The organism is Vibrio sp. GLN_1 (assembly GCF_043106015.1).
Taxonomy (GTDB): Bacteria; Pseudomonadota; Gammaproteobacteria; order Enterobacterales; family Vibrionaceae; genus Vibrio; species Vibrio parahaemolyticus.
Map to the genome: position 1 here is coordinate 287670 of NZ_JBICMD010000017.1, position 12801 is coordinate 300470.

The window sequence follows — 12801 nt, forward strand, 5'->3', positions numbered from 1 at the left end:
TAAAAAGAATGGGAGCATACAAATAGTAGGCTCCCATTTTTGAGAAAATTACAGATACAAAAAAGCCGAGCTAACGCTCGGCTTTCTCGTTCTTACGAACTGATTACTCAGCAGCTTCTTCAGCAGCTGGGCGATCTACAAGCTCAATGTAAGCCATTGGAGCTTTATCACCAGCACGGAAGCCAGCTTTTAGGATACGAGTGTAACCGCCCTGACGAGCAGCAAAACGTGGACCTAGTTCGTTAAATAGTTTTGCAACTACTTCGTTGTCACGAGTACGTGCAAATGCTAGACGACGGTTAGCAACACTGTCAGTCTTAGCTAGTGTAATCAAAGGCTCAACTACGCGACGTAGCTCTTTTGCTTTTGGCAAAGTAGTCTTGATAACTTCATGACGTACTAGAGAGCTAGCCATGTTGCTAAACATCGCTTTACGATGTGAGCTGTTGCGGTTGAGTTGACGACCACTCTTACGATGGCGCATGACCTAATCCTTCTAACTAGTATCGATTAATCTTCAGCGATTGATGCAGGTGGCCAGTTTTCTAGGCGCATGCCCAGAGACAGACCACGTGACGCAAGTACGTCTTTAATCTCAGTAAGAGATTTTTTACCAAGGTTAGGCGTTTTAAGTAGCTCAACCTCAGTACGTTGTACTAGATCACCGATGTAGTGAATCGCTTCTGCTTTCAGACAGTTAGCAGAGCGAACTGTTAGTTCAAGATCGTCTACAGGACGCAGTAGGATCGGATCGAATTCTGGCTTCTCTTCCTTCTCCTCAGGAACACGTACATCACGAAGATCTACGAATGCATCCAATTGTTCAGCTAGGATAGTAGCTGCACGACGGATTGCTTCCTCAGGTTCTAGAGTACCGTTTGTTTCCATATCGATAACAAGCTTGTCTAGATCAGTACGCTGTTCTACACGAGCTGCTTCTACAGCGTAGGCAATTTTGTCTACTGGGCTGTAAGTAGCATCTACTAGTAGGCGACCGATTGGACGCTCGTCTTCTTCATTATGGATACGCGCAGAAGCTGGAACATAACCACGACCACGTTCAACTTTAATACGCATTGCGATTTCAGCGTTGTCATCCGTTAGGTGACAAATAACGTGTTCAGGGTTAGCGATCTCTACATCACCGTCATGGGTGATGTCACCTGCAACCACAGGGCCCGAGCCTGATTTGTTCAAAGTAATGAACACTTCATCTTTGCCTTCAGCTACACGCACTGCCAAACCTTTAAGGTTTAGAAGGATTTCAAGAATATCTTCTTGTACGCCTTCTTTAGTGCTGTACTCATGAAGTACGCCTTCAATTTCTACTTCTGTCACTGCACAACCAGGCATAGAAGATAGAAGAATGCGGCGAAGTGCATTACCCAGAGTATGACCAAAGCCACGCTCTAATGGCTCAAGAGTTACTTTTGCGTGAGTCGAGCTGATTTGTTCGATGTCAACTAGACGTGGCTTAAGAAATTCTGTTACAGAACCCTGCATTGTGTCCTCTCTTTAGTTTAAACCTTACTTAGAGTAAAGCTCGACGATCAATTGTTCGTTGATGTCAGCTGATAGATCAGAACGCTCAGGCATACGCTTGAATGTACCTTCCATCTTGCCACCATCTACTTCAATCCAAGTTGGTTTTTCACGTTGTTCAGCAACTTCTAGAGCTGCTTTGATACGAGCTTGCTGTTTAGCTTTCTCGCGAATAGAAACAACGTCATTAGCCGCTACTTTGAAAGAAGGAACGTTTACAACTTTACCGTTAACTAGGATAGCTTTGTGGCTAACTAGCTGACGTGCTTCTGCGCGAGTTGCGCCAAAGCCCATGCGGTAAACTACGTTATCAAGACGACCTTCAAGAAGCTGAAGCAGGTTCTCACCTGTGTTGCCTTTAAGACGTGCAGCTTCTTTGTAGTAGTTACGGAATTGTTTTTCTAGAACGCCGTACATACGACGAACTTTTTGCTTCTCACGAAGCTGAACGCCATACTCAGATAGACGACCGCGACGAGCGCCGTGTACACCTGGTGCGTTATCAATTTTACACTTGGTATCGATCGCGCGAACACCAGACTTAAGGAATAAGTCAGTGCCTTCACGACGGCTAAGCTTCAGCTTAGGACCCAAATATCTTGCCATGATTCTTCTCCAATAGTCCTAGAAACGTTATACGCGACGTTTCTTAGGTGGACGACAACCGTTATGAGGGATTGGTGTAGCATCAACGATGTTTGTGATGCGGAAACCAGCTGCGTTCAGTGCGCGAACAGTAGATTCACGACCTGGACCAGGACCCTTAACCATAACTTCCAAGTTCTTTAGACCGTATTCTTTAGCCATTTCAGCACAACGCTCAGCAGCAACCTGTGCAGCGAACGGAGTAGACTTACGAGAACCACGGAAACCAGAACCACCTGCAGTAGCCCATGCAAGAGCGTTACCTTGACGGTCAGTAATGGTTACGATTGTGTTATTGAAAGAAGCATGGATGTGCGCAACGCCATCTGCAACTTGCTTGCGTACGCGCTTACGAGCGCGAGTTGGTTGTTTAGCCATTGTACTCTACCTTCCCGATTATTTCTTGATCGGCTTACGCGGACCCTTACGGGTGCGAGCGTTGGTTTTAGTACGCTGTCCACGTAGCGGTAGACTGCGACGATGACGAAGACCACGGTAACAGCCAAGGTCCATAAGACGCTTGATGTTCATAGATACTTCACGACGTAGATCACCTTCTACAGTGTACTTAGCTACACCATCACGCAGTTGATCGATCTGCTCTTCAGTTAGTTCACTGATCTTAACATCTTCAGCAATACCCACTTCAGCTAGGATAGCTTGAGAGCGAGTTTTACCGATGCCGTAGATCGCCGTTAGAGCGATTACAGCGTGTTTCTGATCAGGAATGTTAATGCCTGCTATACGGGCCATTATTCACTCCTAAGTGTTTCTATAAAAGAATTAGCCGCAGCAAAGCCCGTTATGGATACGCTGCGGAATACTACTTCTTTTGCACGCAAAAGGTAGGCCGAGGAATATACTCGACCCAACCTTCATTTTCAAGTAAAAATTTCTGCTAATTAGCCTTGGCGCTGTTTGTGCTTTGGCTCACTGCAAATCACGCGAACGACACCGTTACGCTTGATTACTTTACAGTTACGGCAGATTTTTTTAACGGAAGCACGAACTTTCATTGCTAAACTCCGTAAATGAAACTGAGTCTACCGCCGGATTAACGGCCGTAGCCTTTCAGATTCGCTTTCTTCAACACAGAATCATACTGTTGAGACATCAGATGAGTCTGTACCTGTGCCATAAAGTCCATAATTACAACAACTACGATTAGTAGTGATGTACCGCCGAAGTAGAAACGTACGTTCCACGCGACCATCATGAACTCGGGAATCAGACAGATAAAGGTAATGTACAGTGCACCAGCAAGGGTAAGACGTGTCATTACTTTATCGATGTACTTCGCTGTCTGCTCACCTGGGCGGATACCGGGTACGAATGCACCAGACTTCTTCAAGTTATCTGCTGTTTCACGCGGGTTGAAAACCAACGCCGTGTAGAAGAAACAGAAGAAGATAATTGCTGCTGCATATAGCATTACATACAATGGCTGACCTGGGCTAAGAGCCAAAGACACGTCAGTTAACCAACCGAACGCGCTGCTCTCACCATTCTGACCAAACCACTGAGCCAGTGTTCCTGGGAACAGGATAATGCTTGATGCGAAAATCGCTGGAATAACACCTGCCATATTAATTTTAAGTGGCAAGTGAGAACTTTGTGCAGCAAATACTTTACGACCTTGTTGACGCTTCGCGTAGTTAACGACGATTCGACGCTGACCACGTTCCATGAAAACAACGAAGTAAATTACTGCAAAAGCTAATACCGCGATTAGCAACAGAAGAAGTACATGCAATTCACCTTGACGCGCTTGCTCGATTGTTTGACCGATTGCAGAAGGCAATCCAGCAACAATACCTGCAAAAATTAGTAACGAAATACCGTTACCAATTCCACGCTCTGTAATTTGTTCACCTAACCACATTAGGAACATGGTGCCGGTTACTAAACTTACGGTAGCAATTAGCGTAAACATGGTTTGGTTGATAACAACCAGATTGTCGACCATGTTTGGTAAGCCTGTTGCGATACCTATAGCCTGGAAGGTTGCAAGTACAAGCGTGCCGTAGCGTGTGTATTGGCTGATCTTACGACGGCCTGCTTCACCCTCTTTTTTGAGTTCAGCTAACGCTGGATGAACTACAGTTAGCAATTGGACAACAATAGATGCCGAAATATACGGCATGATGCCCAATGCTAATATAGATGCACGCTCAAGAGCACCACCGGAGAACATGTTAAACATTTCAACGATGGTACCTTTTTGCTGTTCGAACAAATCGGCAAGTACAGCAGCGTCAATACCAGGAATCGGCACAAAAGAGCCGGCTCGGAATACTAAAAGTGCACCAATTACGAATAACAAGCGCGACTTTAGTTCACTTAAGCCGCTCTGAGCACTACGAAAATCTTGTCCTGGTTTCTTAGCCATCTGTACCTCGTTCCTCGAGATTATTCCTCGATTTTACCGCCTGCAGCTTCGATTGCAGCTTTAGCGCCTTTAGTCACACGTAGACCTTTAACAGTCACTGCTTTGTTAATTTCACCAGAAAGAACAACTTTAACGAATTCGATGTTCTTAGTGATGATGTTAGCAGCTTTAAGGCTGTTTAGATCAACCACGTCACCAGAAACTTTCGCTAGCTCAGCTAGACGAACTTCAGCAGACACTAGGCTCTTACGAGAAGTGAAACCGAATTTTGGTAGACGTTGTTTCAGAGGCATCTGACCGCCTTCGAAACCTGGACGAACTTTACCGCCAGAACGTGATTTTTGACCTTTGTGACCACGGCCACCAGTTTTACCTAGGCCAGAACCGATACCACGGCCTACACGCTTAGGAGCATGTTTAGAGCCAGCAGCCGGTGCAAGAGTATTCAAACGCATTCTGATTACTCCTCAACTTTAACCATGTAGTAAACCTTGTTGATCATACCGCGTACGCACGGAGTATCTTCAAGTTCTACTGTGTGGTTGATTTTACGAAGACCTAGACCACGCAAAGTAGCTTTGTGCTTTGGTAGGCGGCCAATTGAGCTTTTAGTTTGAGTTACTTTAATAGTTGCCATGGTGTTCTTACTCCGAAATAGCTTCAACAGTTAGACCACGTTTAGCAGCAACCATTTCTGGCGACTTCATGCTACCTAGTGCATCGATCGTTGCACGAACGATGTTGATAGGGTTCGTTGAACCGTATGCTTTAGATAGTACGTTGTGTACACCAGCAACTTCTAGTACTGCACGCATCGCACCACCTGCGATAACACCAGTACCTTCTGCTGCAGGCTGCATGTAAACTTTAGAGCCCGAGTGGCGACCTTTCACTGGGTGGTGAAGAGTGCCTTCGTTTAGAGCGATCGTAGTCATGTTACGACGCGCTTTTTCCATTGCTTTTTGGATCGCTGCAGGTACTTCACGAGCTTTGCCGTAACCGAAACCTACACGACCATTACCGTCACCAACTACTGTTAGTGCAGTGAAGCTCATGATTCGACCGCCTTTAACCGTTTTAGAAACACGGTTAACTGCGATTAGCTTTTCTTGCAAATCATTCGCTTGAACTTGTTGTTCTTTAGCCATCTTCCAACCCTACCTTAGAATTTCAGACCAGCTTCGCGAGCAGATTCTGCTAGCGCCGCTACTCGACCGTGGTATTGGAAACCAGAACGATCAAATGCAACTGCAGTTACGCCTTTTTCAAGAGCGCGTTCTGCAACAGCTTTACCTACTGCTTTAGCTGCATCAACGTTACCAGTGTATTTCACTTGCTCACGGATCGCTTTTTCTACAGTAGAAGCTGCTGCGATAACCTCAGAGCCGTTAGCCGCGATAACCTGTGCGTACACGTGACGAGGAGTACGGTGTACAACTAGGCGAGTCGCACCCAGTTCTGCAATCTTACGACGTGCGCGTGTAGCACGACGGATGCGAGATGCTTTCTTATCCATAGTGTTACCTTACTTCTTCTTAGCTTCTTTAGTACGCACATTTTCATCTGCGTAACGAACACCTTTACCTTTGTAAGGCTCAGGTTGACGGTAAGAACGAATGTCAGCCGCAACTTGACCAACTAGTTGTTTGTCACAACCAGTAATCACGATTTCAGTTTGGCTTGGACATTCAGCTTTGATACCCGCTGGCAACTCGTGCTCAACTGGGTGTGAGAAGCCTAGTGTTAGACCTACAGCGTTGCCTTTGATAGCAGCACGGTAACCAACACCTTTAAGAGTTAGCTTCTTAGTAAAGCCTTCAGTAACACCAACAACCATGTTGTTAACTAGTGCACGAGCAGTACCTGCTTGTGCCCAAGCGTTAGCAACACCTTCTTTAGGACCGAAAGTTAGGTTGTTTTCTTCCTGAGCGATAACTACAGCGTCGTTTAGTACGCGAGTTAGTTCGCCTTTAGCACCTTTTACAGTGATTTCTTGGCCGTTTAGTTTCACCTCTACGCCAGCTGGAATAGCGACAGGTGCTTTAGCAACACGAGACATATTCTACTCCTATTAAGCTACGTAGCAGATGATTTCACCACCAAGACCTGCTTTACGTGCAGCGCGGTCTGACATAAGACCCTTGGAAGTAGAAACGATAGCAATACCAAGACCACCCATTACAGAAGGAAGTTCATCTTTCTTCTTGTAAACACGTAGACCTGGACGAGAAACACGTTTAAGTTGCTCGATTACTGGTTTAGCTTGGAAGTACTTAAGAGTTACTTCTAGCTCAGGTTTTGCTTCGCCTTCAACAGCGAAGTCAACGATGTAACCTTCAGCTTTTAGTAGTGCAGCAATTGCAACTTTAAGCTTTGAAGAAGGCATTTTAACAGCAACTTTGTTTGCTGCCTGACCGTTACGAACGCGGGTCAGCATATCCGAAATCGGATCTTGCATGCTCATATGATTTACTCCAAATGATTAAGTGGCAATTACCAGCTAGCCTTACGAAGACCCGGAATCTCGCCTTTCATGCAAGCTTCACGAACCTTAATACGGCTTAGACCGAACTTACGTAGGTAACCGTGTGGACGACCAGTTTGGTTACAACGGTTGCGCTGACGTGATGCACTTGAATCACGTGGAAGAGATTGCAGTGTAAGAACTGCGTTCCAACGATCTTCTTCAGATGCGTTTACATCGCTGATGATAGCTTTTAGCGCTGCACGCTTTTCAGCGAACTTAGCTACTAGCTTTGCACGTTTAGCTTCACGTGCTTTCATTGATTGTTTAGCCATAACAGTAACCCTTCACCTTACTTACGGAATGGGAAGTTAAAGGCAGCCAGCAGAGCACGGCCTTCCTCATCAGTACCAGCAGACGTCGTAATAGTGATGTCTAGACCGCGTACACGATCAACTTTATCAAAGTCGATTTCCGGGAAGATGATTTGCTCGCGAACGCCCATGCTGTAGTTACCGCGACCGTCAAAAGACTTAGCGCTAACACCACGGAAGTCACGTACACGTGGAAGAGCGATGTTAATCAAACGCTCAAGAAAATCCCACATACGTTCGCCACGCAAGGTTACTTTACAACCGATAGGGTAGCCTTCACGGATTTTGAAACCTGCAACAGATTTACGCGCTTTAGTGATAAGTGGCTTTTGACCAGAGATCGTTGCCATATCAGATGCTGCGTTTTCTAGCAGTTTCTTATCGTTGATTGCTTCACCAACACCCATGTTTAGGGTGATTTTCTCGATTCTAGGGACTTGCATGACGCTTGTGTAACTGAACTGTTTGGTCAGTTCAGCGACTACAGACGACTTGTAGTAATCATGCAGTTTCGCCATAGTAGAACTCCAAATTACTTCTATTAGTTAGAAACGGTTTCGCCGTTAGACTTGAAGAAACGAACTTTTTTGCCGTCTTCAAAACGGAAACCGATACGGTCAGCTTTACCAGTAGCTGCATTAAAGATAGCCACGTTAGAAACATCGATTGCTGCTTCTTGCTCTACGATACCGCCTTGGATACCTAGTGCAGGAACAGGTTTCTGGTGTTTCTTAACAAGGTTGATACCTTCAACGATAACTTTACCAGTTGCTAGGACCTTAGTTACTTTACCTTTCTTGCCTTTGTCTTTACCAGCAAGAACGATTACTTCGTCATTACGACGGATTTTAGCTGCCATTTCTACGTGCTCCTTACAGAACTTCTGGAGCCAGTGAAACGATCTTCATGAACTTATCGCCACGAAGTTCGCGTGTCACAGGACCAAAGATACGTGTACCGATTGGTTGCTCAGTAGTGTTATTCAACAGTACGCAAGCATTTCGGTCGAAGCGAATGACAGAACCGTCAGGACGACGTACGCCTTTACGGGTGCGCACTACAACCGCCTTCATAACGTCACCTTTTTTAACTTTACCGCGAGGAATTGCTTCCTTAACAGTAACTTTGATGACGTCACCGATATGTGCATAACGGCGGTGTGAGCCACCCAGAACCTTAATACACATTACGCTGCGTGCGCCTGAGTTATCAGCTGCGTCCAGCATACTTTGCATTTGGATCATGTTAGTGCTCCGCTAAATATTAATAACTAGACCCATCACGGGTCGGGCTGCCTCTTTATAAGGGACGCGAATTGTACCACCCTTTTCTGTGATTGGGTAGTCAAAAAATAAACGGCTCCAAAAATATTTTTGGAGCCGTTTCTTATCATAGAAGAGTGAAGATTACATCTTCGCCTTTTCTACAACTTTCACCAAAGTCCAAGACTTAGTCTTAGACAGTGGACGACACTCTGCGATTTCAACAGTGTCGCCAATGCCACACTCGTTGTTTTCGTCATGTGCGTGTACTTTAGTCGTACGTTTAACGAACTTACCGTAAATTGGGTGTTTTACGAAACGTTCGATTGCAACAGTGATAGACTTGTCCATCTTGTCGCTAACAACACGACCTTGTTGAGTACGTTTTACTTCGCTCATTATGCGCCTGCCTTCTCAGTCAAAACAGTTTTCACACGTGCGATATCACGGCGTACAGCTTTCAGAGTATGAGTTTGCTGTAGTTGACCAGTTGCAGCTTGCATGCGCAAGTTGAACTGTTCACGTAGCAAATTCATTAGCTCAGCGTTAAGCTCTTCAACGCTTTTCTCGCGTAGATCTTGTGCTTTCATCACATCACCTGCTTAGTTACAAATGTAGTTTTGAAAGGCAGTTTACGTGCCGCTAGACGGAACGCTTCACGTGCCAATTCTTCAGGTACACCACCCATTTCGTACATAACCTTACCAGGTTGGATTTGGGCTACCCAGTACTCAACGTTACCTTTACCCTTACCTTGACGAACTTCTAGTGGTTTTTCTGTGATTGGTTTGTCTGGGAACACACGGATCCAGATTTTACCTTGACGCTTAACGTGACGTGTCATTGCACGACGTGCCGCTTCGATTTGACGAGCAGTTAGACGACCACGGCCAACAGCTTTAAGACCGAATTCGCCGAAGCTTACATCAGTACCTTTAGCTAGACCACGGTTACGACCAGTCTGAACCTTACGGAACTTAGTACGTTTAGGTTGTAGCATCTGTCGACTCCTTACTTACGGCCTTTACGCTGCTTCTTAGGCTTGTCGCCTTTAGGCTCTACAGCGTTAGCTGCTGGCATACCACCTAGGATTTCACCTTTGAAGATCCAAGTTTTAATGCCGATCACACCGTATTGAGTGTGAGCCGAAGAAGTTGCGTAATCAATGTCAGCACGTAGAGTGTGTAGAGGCACACGGCCTTCACGGTACCACTCTGAACGTGCGATTTCAGCGCCGCCTAGACGACCGCTTACTTCCACTTTGATACCTTTAGCGCCTAGACGCATTGCGTTTTGTACTGCGCGCTTCATAGCACGACGGAACATAACACGACGCTCTAGCTGAGACGCGATGCTGTCACCAACAAGTTGCGCATCTAGTTCAGGCTTACGTACTTCAGCGATGTTAATTTGCGCTGGTACACCTGCAATTTTAGCTACAGCTGCGCGTAGCTTCTCAACGTCTTCACCTTTCTTACCGATAACAACGCCTGGACGAGCAGTGTGAATAGTCACACGGATGCTCTTAGCAGGGCGCTCGATAACGATACGTGATAGAGACGCTTTTTTCAGTTCACTTGTAAGGAACTGACGTACCTTGAAGTCGCCGTCTAGGTTGTCAGCGAAATCTTTGGTGTTAGCAAACCATGTAGCATTCCAAGGCTTAACGATGCCTAGACGAATACCATTTGGATGTACTTTTTGACCCATTGCTTACTCTCCTAGTCTCTAGCGATCTGCTACAACAACAGTGATGTGGCTTGAACGCTTCAAGATACGATCCGCACGACCTTTAGCACGAGGCATAATACGCTTCATGGTTGGGCCTTCATCTACAAAGATTTTTGCGACATTCAGATCGTCAATATCTGCACCTTCGTTGTGCTCCGCGTTAGCGATAGCAGACTCTAGAACTTTCTTAACTAGTGCAGCAGCTTTTTTGTTGCTGAACGTTAGGATTTCTAGAGCTTGGTCAACAGATTTACCACGGATTAGATCCGCAACTAAGCGAGCTTTCTGAGGCGAAATGCGAGCAAAGTTATGTTTAGCAATTGCTTCCATTATCTACTCCTTAGCGCTTCTTAGCTTTCTTATCCGCAGCGTGACCGCGGTAAGTACGTGTTGGTGCGAATTCACCCAGTTTGTGACCGATCATTTCATCAGTTACAAATACTGGTACGTGCTGACGACCATTATGGACAGCGATGGTCAAACCGATCATCGTAGGGATGATCATTGAACGACGGGACCAAGTCTTAATAGGCTTTTTGTCTCCGCTTTCCACCGCTTTCTCTACCTTCTTCAGCAAGTGTAGGTCAATAAAAGGACCTTTCTTGAGAGAACGTGGCATGGCGATTCCTCTTTATATAGATTACTTGTTACGACGACGTACGATGTACTTGTCAGTGCGTTTGTTCTTACGAGTCTTGAAGCCTTTAGTTGGCATACCCCAAGGAGATACTGGATGACGGCCACCAGAAGTACGACCTTCACCACCACCGTGTGGGTGATCAACCGGGTTCATTACTACACCACGTACGGTTGGACGTACGCCGCGCCAGCGTGAAGCACCAGCTTTACCAAGTTCGCGTAGCATGTGCTCAGAGTTACCAACTTCACCGATTGTTGCACGGCCTTCAGAAAGAACTTTGCGCATTTCGCCAGAACGTAGACGGATAGTTACGTACGCACCGTCGCGAGCAACGATTTGAGCGTAAGCACCAGCCGAACGAGCTAGCTGACCACCTTTACCAGGTTTAAGTTCAACATTGTGTACAGTTGAACCTACTGGGATGTTACGCATTGGTAGAGTGTTACCAGCTTTGATTGGTGCATCAACACCAGACTGAATAACATCACCAGCTACAACACCTTTAGGTGCTAGGATGTAGCGACGCTCACCGTCTTTGTAAAGAACTAGAGCAATGTTTGCGCTACGGTTTGGATCGTATTCTAGACGCTCAACTGTCGCTGGGATACCGTCTTTAGTACGTTTGAAGTCAATTACACGGTAGTGATGCTTGTGACCACCGCCGATGTGACGTACTGTGATACGACCGTTGTTGTTACGACCGCCATTCTTAGAGTTTTTCTCTAGAAGAGGTGCGTAAGGCTTGCCCTTGTGTAGGTCAGCGTTAACAACTTTAACAACGTGACGACGACCAGGGGAAGTCGGCTTACATTTAACAATAGCCATTTTTAACTACTCCTGTTATTCCGCGCCGCCAACAAAGTCAAGATCTTGACCTTCTTTCAAAGTAACGTACGCTTTCTTAACGTCGCTGCGGCGACCTTGGCGTAGACCTTGACGTTTGGTCTTACCCTTAGTGATAAGAGTATTTACAGACTTAACTTCAACTTCAAATAGCTTTTCTACAGCTGCTTTGATCTCTTTTTTAGTTGCATCTTTAGCTACTTTGAAAACGATAGTGTTCGCTTTCTCAGCTGCCATAGTTGCTTTTTCAGAGATGTGCGGTGCACGTAGAACTTTTAGGATACGCTCTTCAGTGATCATGCTAGCATTTCCTCTACTTGCTTAACTGCTTCTGCAGTCATTACAACTTTGTCAAACGCGATTAGAGATACTGGATCGATACCAGCAACATCACGTGCGTCAACTTTGTATAGGTTACGAGCAGCTAGGAATAGATTCTCATCTACTTCGCTAGTCACGATTAGAGCGTCAGTTAGCTCAAGCTCTTTCAGCTTAGCAACTAGCTCTTTAGTCTTTGGTGCTTCAACTGAGAAGTTATCAACAACGATTAGACGCTCTTGACGAACAAGCTCAGAAAGAATGCTCTTCATAGCACCGCGGTACATTTTTTTGTTTACTTTTTGGCTGTGATCTTGTGGTTTCGCAGCAAAAGTAACACCACCTGTACGCCAGATTGGGCTACGAATTGTACCAGCGCGAGCGCGACCAGTACCTTTTTGACGCCATGGCTTAGCGCCACCGCCAGATACTTCTGAACGTGTTTTTTGAGCACGTGTACCTTGACGAGCACCTGCTGCGTACGCAACAACTACTTGGTGTACAAGAGCTTCGTTAAACTCACGTCCGAAAGTAGTTTCGGAAACAGTTAGTGCATCAGCACCTTTAACCATTAGTTCCATTACTTACTCCTG

The 12801-nt window shown here is 45.8% G+C and carries 26 protein-coding genes; all 26 read right to left on the minus strand.

The window, feature by feature from the left end; genetic code table 11:
- Positions 1 to 103 precede the first annotated feature (103 nt).
- The 26 genes from rplQ to rplD all read right to left on the minus strand — a co-directional run bounded on the left by rplQ (position 104) and on the right by rplD (position 12789).
- On the minus strand, positions 104 to 484 hold the full coding sequence (gene rplQ / locus ACF8OV_RS09620; RefSeq protein WP_005383141.1) for a 50S ribosomal protein L17: 381 nt from the start codon (positions 482 to 484) through the stop codon (positions 104 to 106).
- Between the two features lie 26 nt (positions 485 to 510).
- The gene (locus ACF8OV_RS09625; protein WP_005383143.1) at positions 511 to 1503 is read right to left on the minus strand and encodes a DNA-directed RNA polymerase subunit alpha; all 993 of its coding nucleotides are present in this window, start codon (positions 1501 to 1503) and stop codon (positions 511 to 513) included.
- A gap of 24 nt (positions 1504 to 1527) precedes the next feature.
- Positions 1528 to 2148 (minus strand): 30S ribosomal protein S4, encoded by a 621-nt coding sequence (rpsD, locus tag ACF8OV_RS09630; RefSeq protein ID WP_005383146.1) that lies wholly within the window; start codon positions 2146 to 2148, stop codon positions 1528 to 1530.
- A gap of 27 nt (positions 2149 to 2175) precedes the next feature.
- Positions 2176 to 2565, minus strand: coding sequence for a 30S ribosomal protein S11 (gene rpsK / locus ACF8OV_RS09635; protein ID WP_001118870.1), 390 nt, complete (start codon positions 2563 to 2565; stop codon positions 2176 to 2178).
- A gap of 18 nt (positions 2566 to 2583) precedes the next feature.
- A complete protein-coding gene (rpsM, locus tag ACF8OV_RS09640; protein ID WP_005450559.1) occupies positions 2584 to 2940 on the minus strand; it encodes a 30S ribosomal protein S13 in 357 nt (118 codons plus the stop codon).
- Between the two features lie 149 nt (positions 2941 to 3089).
- The gene (rpmJ, locus tag ACF8OV_RS09645) at positions 3090 to 3203 is read right to left on the minus strand and encodes a 50S ribosomal protein L36 (protein ID WP_000868186.1); all 114 of its coding nucleotides are present in this window, start codon (positions 3201 to 3203) and stop codon (positions 3090 to 3092) included.
- A gap of 38 nt (positions 3204 to 3241) precedes the next feature.
- Complete coding sequence (secY, locus tag ACF8OV_RS09650) at positions 3242 to 4576, minus strand: preprotein translocase subunit SecY (protein ID WP_005481401.1); 1335 nt, start codon at positions 4574 to 4576, stop codon at positions 3242 to 3244.
- Positions 4577 to 4596: 20 nt separating this feature from the next.
- Positions 4597 to 5031, minus strand: a complete 435-nt coding sequence (rplO, locus tag ACF8OV_RS09655; protein ID WP_005450562.1) for a 50S ribosomal protein L15 — start codon at positions 5029 to 5031, stop codon at positions 4597 to 4599.
- Positions 5032 to 5036: 5 nt separating this feature from the next.
- The gene (gene rpmD / locus ACF8OV_RS09660; protein WP_000201159.1) at positions 5037 to 5213 is read right to left on the minus strand and encodes a 50S ribosomal protein L30; all 177 of its coding nucleotides are present in this window, start codon (positions 5211 to 5213) and stop codon (positions 5037 to 5039) included.
- Positions 5214 to 5220: 7 nt separating this feature from the next.
- A complete protein-coding gene (gene rpsE, locus ACF8OV_RS09665) occupies positions 5221 to 5724 on the minus strand; it encodes a 30S ribosomal protein S5 (RefSeq protein WP_005435090.1) in 504 nt (167 codons plus the stop codon).
- Positions 5725 to 5738: 14 nt separating this feature from the next.
- The gene (gene rplR / locus ACF8OV_RS09670; protein WP_005435088.1) at positions 5739 to 6092 is read right to left on the minus strand and encodes a 50S ribosomal protein L18; all 354 of its coding nucleotides are present in this window, start codon (positions 6090 to 6092) and stop codon (positions 5739 to 5741) included.
- A 9-nt stretch (positions 6093 to 6101) separates the two neighbouring features.
- Positions 6102 to 6635: a 50S ribosomal protein L6 gene (gene rplF, locus ACF8OV_RS09675; protein ID WP_005455654.1), complete on the minus strand. Its 534-nt coding sequence runs from the start codon at positions 6633 to 6635 to the stop codon at positions 6102 to 6104.
- Between the two features lie 12 nt (positions 6636 to 6647).
- Positions 6648 to 7040, minus strand: coding sequence for a 30S ribosomal protein S8 (gene rpsH / locus ACF8OV_RS09680; RefSeq protein ID WP_005455656.1), 393 nt, complete (start codon positions 7038 to 7040; stop codon positions 6648 to 6650).
- A gap of 29 nt (positions 7041 to 7069) precedes the next feature.
- Positions 7070 to 7375, minus strand: coding sequence for a 30S ribosomal protein S14 (gene rpsN, locus ACF8OV_RS09685; RefSeq protein WP_005455658.1), 306 nt, complete (start codon positions 7373 to 7375; stop codon positions 7070 to 7072).
- Between the two features lie 17 nt (positions 7376 to 7392).
- A complete protein-coding gene (rplE, locus tag ACF8OV_RS09690; protein WP_005455660.1) occupies positions 7393 to 7932 on the minus strand; it encodes a 50S ribosomal protein L5 in 540 nt (179 codons plus the stop codon).
- 23 nt (positions 7933 to 7955) lie between these two features.
- On the minus strand, positions 7956 to 8273 hold the full coding sequence (gene rplX, locus ACF8OV_RS09695) for a 50S ribosomal protein L24 (protein ID WP_005455662.1): 318 nt from the start codon (positions 8271 to 8273) through the stop codon (positions 7956 to 7958).
- Between the two features lie 13 nt (positions 8274 to 8286).
- Positions 8287 to 8658, minus strand: coding sequence for a 50S ribosomal protein L14 (gene rplN, locus ACF8OV_RS09700; RefSeq protein ID WP_005489425.1), 372 nt, complete (start codon positions 8656 to 8658; stop codon positions 8287 to 8289).
- A gap of 162 nt (positions 8659 to 8820) precedes the next feature.
- Positions 8821 to 9075 (minus strand): 30S ribosomal protein S17, encoded by a 255-nt coding sequence (rpsQ, locus tag ACF8OV_RS09705; protein WP_005461671.1) that lies wholly within the window; start codon positions 9073 to 9075, stop codon positions 8821 to 8823.
- Positions 9075 to 9266 (minus strand): 50S ribosomal protein L29, encoded by a 192-nt coding sequence (gene rpmC, locus ACF8OV_RS09710; RefSeq protein WP_005379576.1) that lies wholly within the window; start codon positions 9264 to 9266, stop codon positions 9075 to 9077. Before rpmC ends, rpsQ begins: the two co-directional genes overlap by 1 nt.
- Positions 9266 to 9676, minus strand: coding sequence for a 50S ribosomal protein L16 (rplP, locus tag ACF8OV_RS09715; RefSeq protein WP_005379577.1), 411 nt, complete (start codon positions 9674 to 9676; stop codon positions 9266 to 9268). The genes rpmC and rplP overlap by 1 nt, the downstream gene beginning before the upstream one ends.
- An 11-nt stretch (positions 9677 to 9687) precedes the next feature.
- Complete coding sequence (gene rpsC / locus ACF8OV_RS09720; protein WP_005383161.1) at positions 9688 to 10386, minus strand: 30S ribosomal protein S3; 699 nt, start codon at positions 10384 to 10386, stop codon at positions 9688 to 9690.
- A gap of 18 nt (positions 10387 to 10404) precedes the next feature.
- Complete coding sequence (gene rplV, locus ACF8OV_RS09725) at positions 10405 to 10737, minus strand: 50S ribosomal protein L22 (RefSeq protein ID WP_005383164.1); 333 nt, start codon at positions 10735 to 10737, stop codon at positions 10405 to 10407.
- A gap of 10 nt (positions 10738 to 10747) precedes the next feature.
- Positions 10748 to 11026, minus strand: a complete 279-nt coding sequence (gene rpsS / locus ACF8OV_RS09730) for a 30S ribosomal protein S19 (protein WP_004394525.1) — start codon at positions 11024 to 11026, stop codon at positions 10748 to 10750.
- 21 nt (positions 11027 to 11047) lie between these two features.
- Positions 11048 to 11872, minus strand: a complete 825-nt coding sequence (gene rplB, locus ACF8OV_RS09735) for a 50S ribosomal protein L2 (RefSeq protein WP_005489461.1) — start codon at positions 11870 to 11872, stop codon at positions 11048 to 11050.
- 15 nt (positions 11873 to 11887) lie between these two features.
- Positions 11888 to 12190, minus strand: a complete 303-nt coding sequence (gene rplW, locus ACF8OV_RS09740; protein ID WP_004398471.1) for a 50S ribosomal protein L23 — start codon at positions 12188 to 12190, stop codon at positions 11888 to 11890.
- A complete protein-coding gene (rplD, locus tag ACF8OV_RS09745; RefSeq protein ID WP_005379556.1) occupies positions 12187 to 12789 on the minus strand; it encodes a 50S ribosomal protein L4 in 603 nt (200 codons plus the stop codon). The genes rplW and rplD overlap by 4 nt, the downstream gene beginning before the upstream one ends.
- Positions 12790 to 12801: the final 12 nt, after the last annotated feature.

What these genes read in the sequence shown, in the direction of transcription:
- rplD (WP_005379556.1), bottom strand. Translation starts at nt 12,789, where the DNA reads ATGGAACTAATGGTTAAAGGTGCTGATGCACTAACTGTTTCCGAAACT.
- rpmD (WP_000201159.1), bottom strand. Translation starts at nt 5,213, where the DNA reads ATGGCAACTATTAAAGTAACTCAAACTAAAAGCTCAATTGGCCGCCTA.
- rplW (WP_004398471.1), bottom strand. Translation starts at nt 12,190, where the DNA reads ATGATCACTGAAGAGCGTATCCTAAAAGTTCTACGTGCACCGCACATC.
- rpsD (WP_005383146.1), bottom strand. Translation starts at nt 2,148, where the DNA reads ATGGCAAGATATTTGGGTCCTAAGCTGAAGCTTAGCCGTCGTGAAGGC.
- ACF8OV_RS09625 (WP_005383143.1), bottom strand. Translation starts at nt 1,503, where the DNA reads ATGCAGGGTTCTGTAACAGAATTTCTTAAGCCACGTCTAGTTGACATC.
- rpsQ (WP_005461671.1), bottom strand. Translation starts at nt 9,075, where the DNA reads ATGAGCGAAGTAAAACGTACTCAACAAGGTCGTGTTGTTAGCGACAAG.
- rpsS (WP_004394525.1), bottom strand. Translation starts at nt 11,026, where the DNA reads ATGCCACGTTCTCTCAAGAAAGGTCCTTTTATTGACCTACACTTGCTG.
- rpmC (WP_005379576.1), bottom strand. Translation starts at nt 9,266, where the DNA reads ATGAAAGCACAAGATCTACGCGAGAAAAGCGTTGAAGAGCTTAACGCT.
- rplO (WP_005450562.1), bottom strand. Translation starts at nt 5,031, where the DNA reads ATGCGTTTGAATACTCTTGCACCGGCTGCTGGCTCTAAACATGCTCCT.
- rplP (WP_005379577.1), bottom strand. Translation starts at nt 9,676, where the DNA reads ATGCTACAACCTAAACGTACTAAGTTCCGTAAGGTTCAGACTGGTCGT.
- rpmJ (WP_000868186.1), bottom strand. Translation starts at nt 3,203, where the DNA reads ATGAAAGTTCGTGCTTCCGTTAAAAAAATCTGCCGTAACTGTAAAGTA.
- rpsM (WP_005450559.1), bottom strand. Translation starts at nt 2,940, where the DNA reads ATGGCCCGTATAGCAGGCATTAACATTCCTGATCAGAAACACGCTGTA.
- secY (WP_005481401.1), bottom strand. Translation starts at nt 4,576, where the DNA reads ATGGCTAAGAAACCAGGACAAGATTTTCGTAGTGCTCAGAGCGGCTTA.
- rpsN (WP_005455658.1), bottom strand. Translation starts at nt 7,375, where the DNA reads ATGGCTAAACAATCAATGAAAGCACGTGAAGCTAAACGTGCAAAGCTA.
- rplF (WP_005455654.1), bottom strand. Translation starts at nt 6,635, where the DNA reads ATGTCTCGTGTTGCTAAAGCACCTGTCGCTATTCCAGCTGGCGTAGAG.
- rpsH (WP_005455656.1), bottom strand. Translation starts at nt 7,040, where the DNA reads ATGAGCATGCAAGATCCGATTTCGGATATGCTGACCCGCGTTCGTAAC.
- rplV (WP_005383164.1), bottom strand. Translation starts at nt 10,737, where the DNA reads ATGGAAGCAATTGCTAAACATAACTTTGCTCGCATTTCGCCTCAGAAA.
- rpsC (WP_005383161.1), bottom strand. Translation starts at nt 10,386, where the DNA reads ATGGGTCAAAAAGTACATCCAAATGGTATTCGTCTAGGCATCGTTAAG.
- rplN (WP_005489425.1), bottom strand. Translation starts at nt 8,658, where the DNA reads ATGATCCAAATGCAAAGTATGCTGGACGCAGCTGATAACTCAGGCGCA.
- rpsE (WP_005435090.1), bottom strand. Translation starts at nt 5,724, where the DNA reads ATGGCTAAAGAACAACAAGTTCAAGCGAATGATTTGCAAGAAAAGCTA.
- rplE (WP_005455660.1), bottom strand. Translation starts at nt 7,932, where the DNA reads ATGGCGAAACTGCATGATTACTACAAGTCGTCTGTAGTCGCTGAACTG.
- rplX (WP_005455662.1), bottom strand. Translation starts at nt 8,273, where the DNA reads ATGGCAGCTAAAATCCGTCGTAATGACGAAGTAATCGTTCTTGCTGGT.
- rpsK (WP_001118870.1), bottom strand. Translation starts at nt 2,565, where the DNA reads ATGGCTAAACAACCAACTCGCGCTCGTAAGCGCGTACGCAAGCAAGTT.
- rplQ (WP_005383141.1), bottom strand. Translation starts at nt 484, where the DNA reads ATGCGCCATCGTAAGAGTGGTCGTCAACTCAACCGCAACAGCTCACAT.
- rplB (WP_005489461.1), bottom strand. Translation starts at nt 11,872, where the DNA reads ATGGCTATTGTTAAATGTAAGCCGACTTCCCCTGGTCGTCGTCACGTT.
- rplR (WP_005435088.1), bottom strand. Translation starts at nt 6,092, where the DNA reads ATGGATAAGAAAGCATCTCGCATCCGTCGTGCTACACGCGCACGTCGT.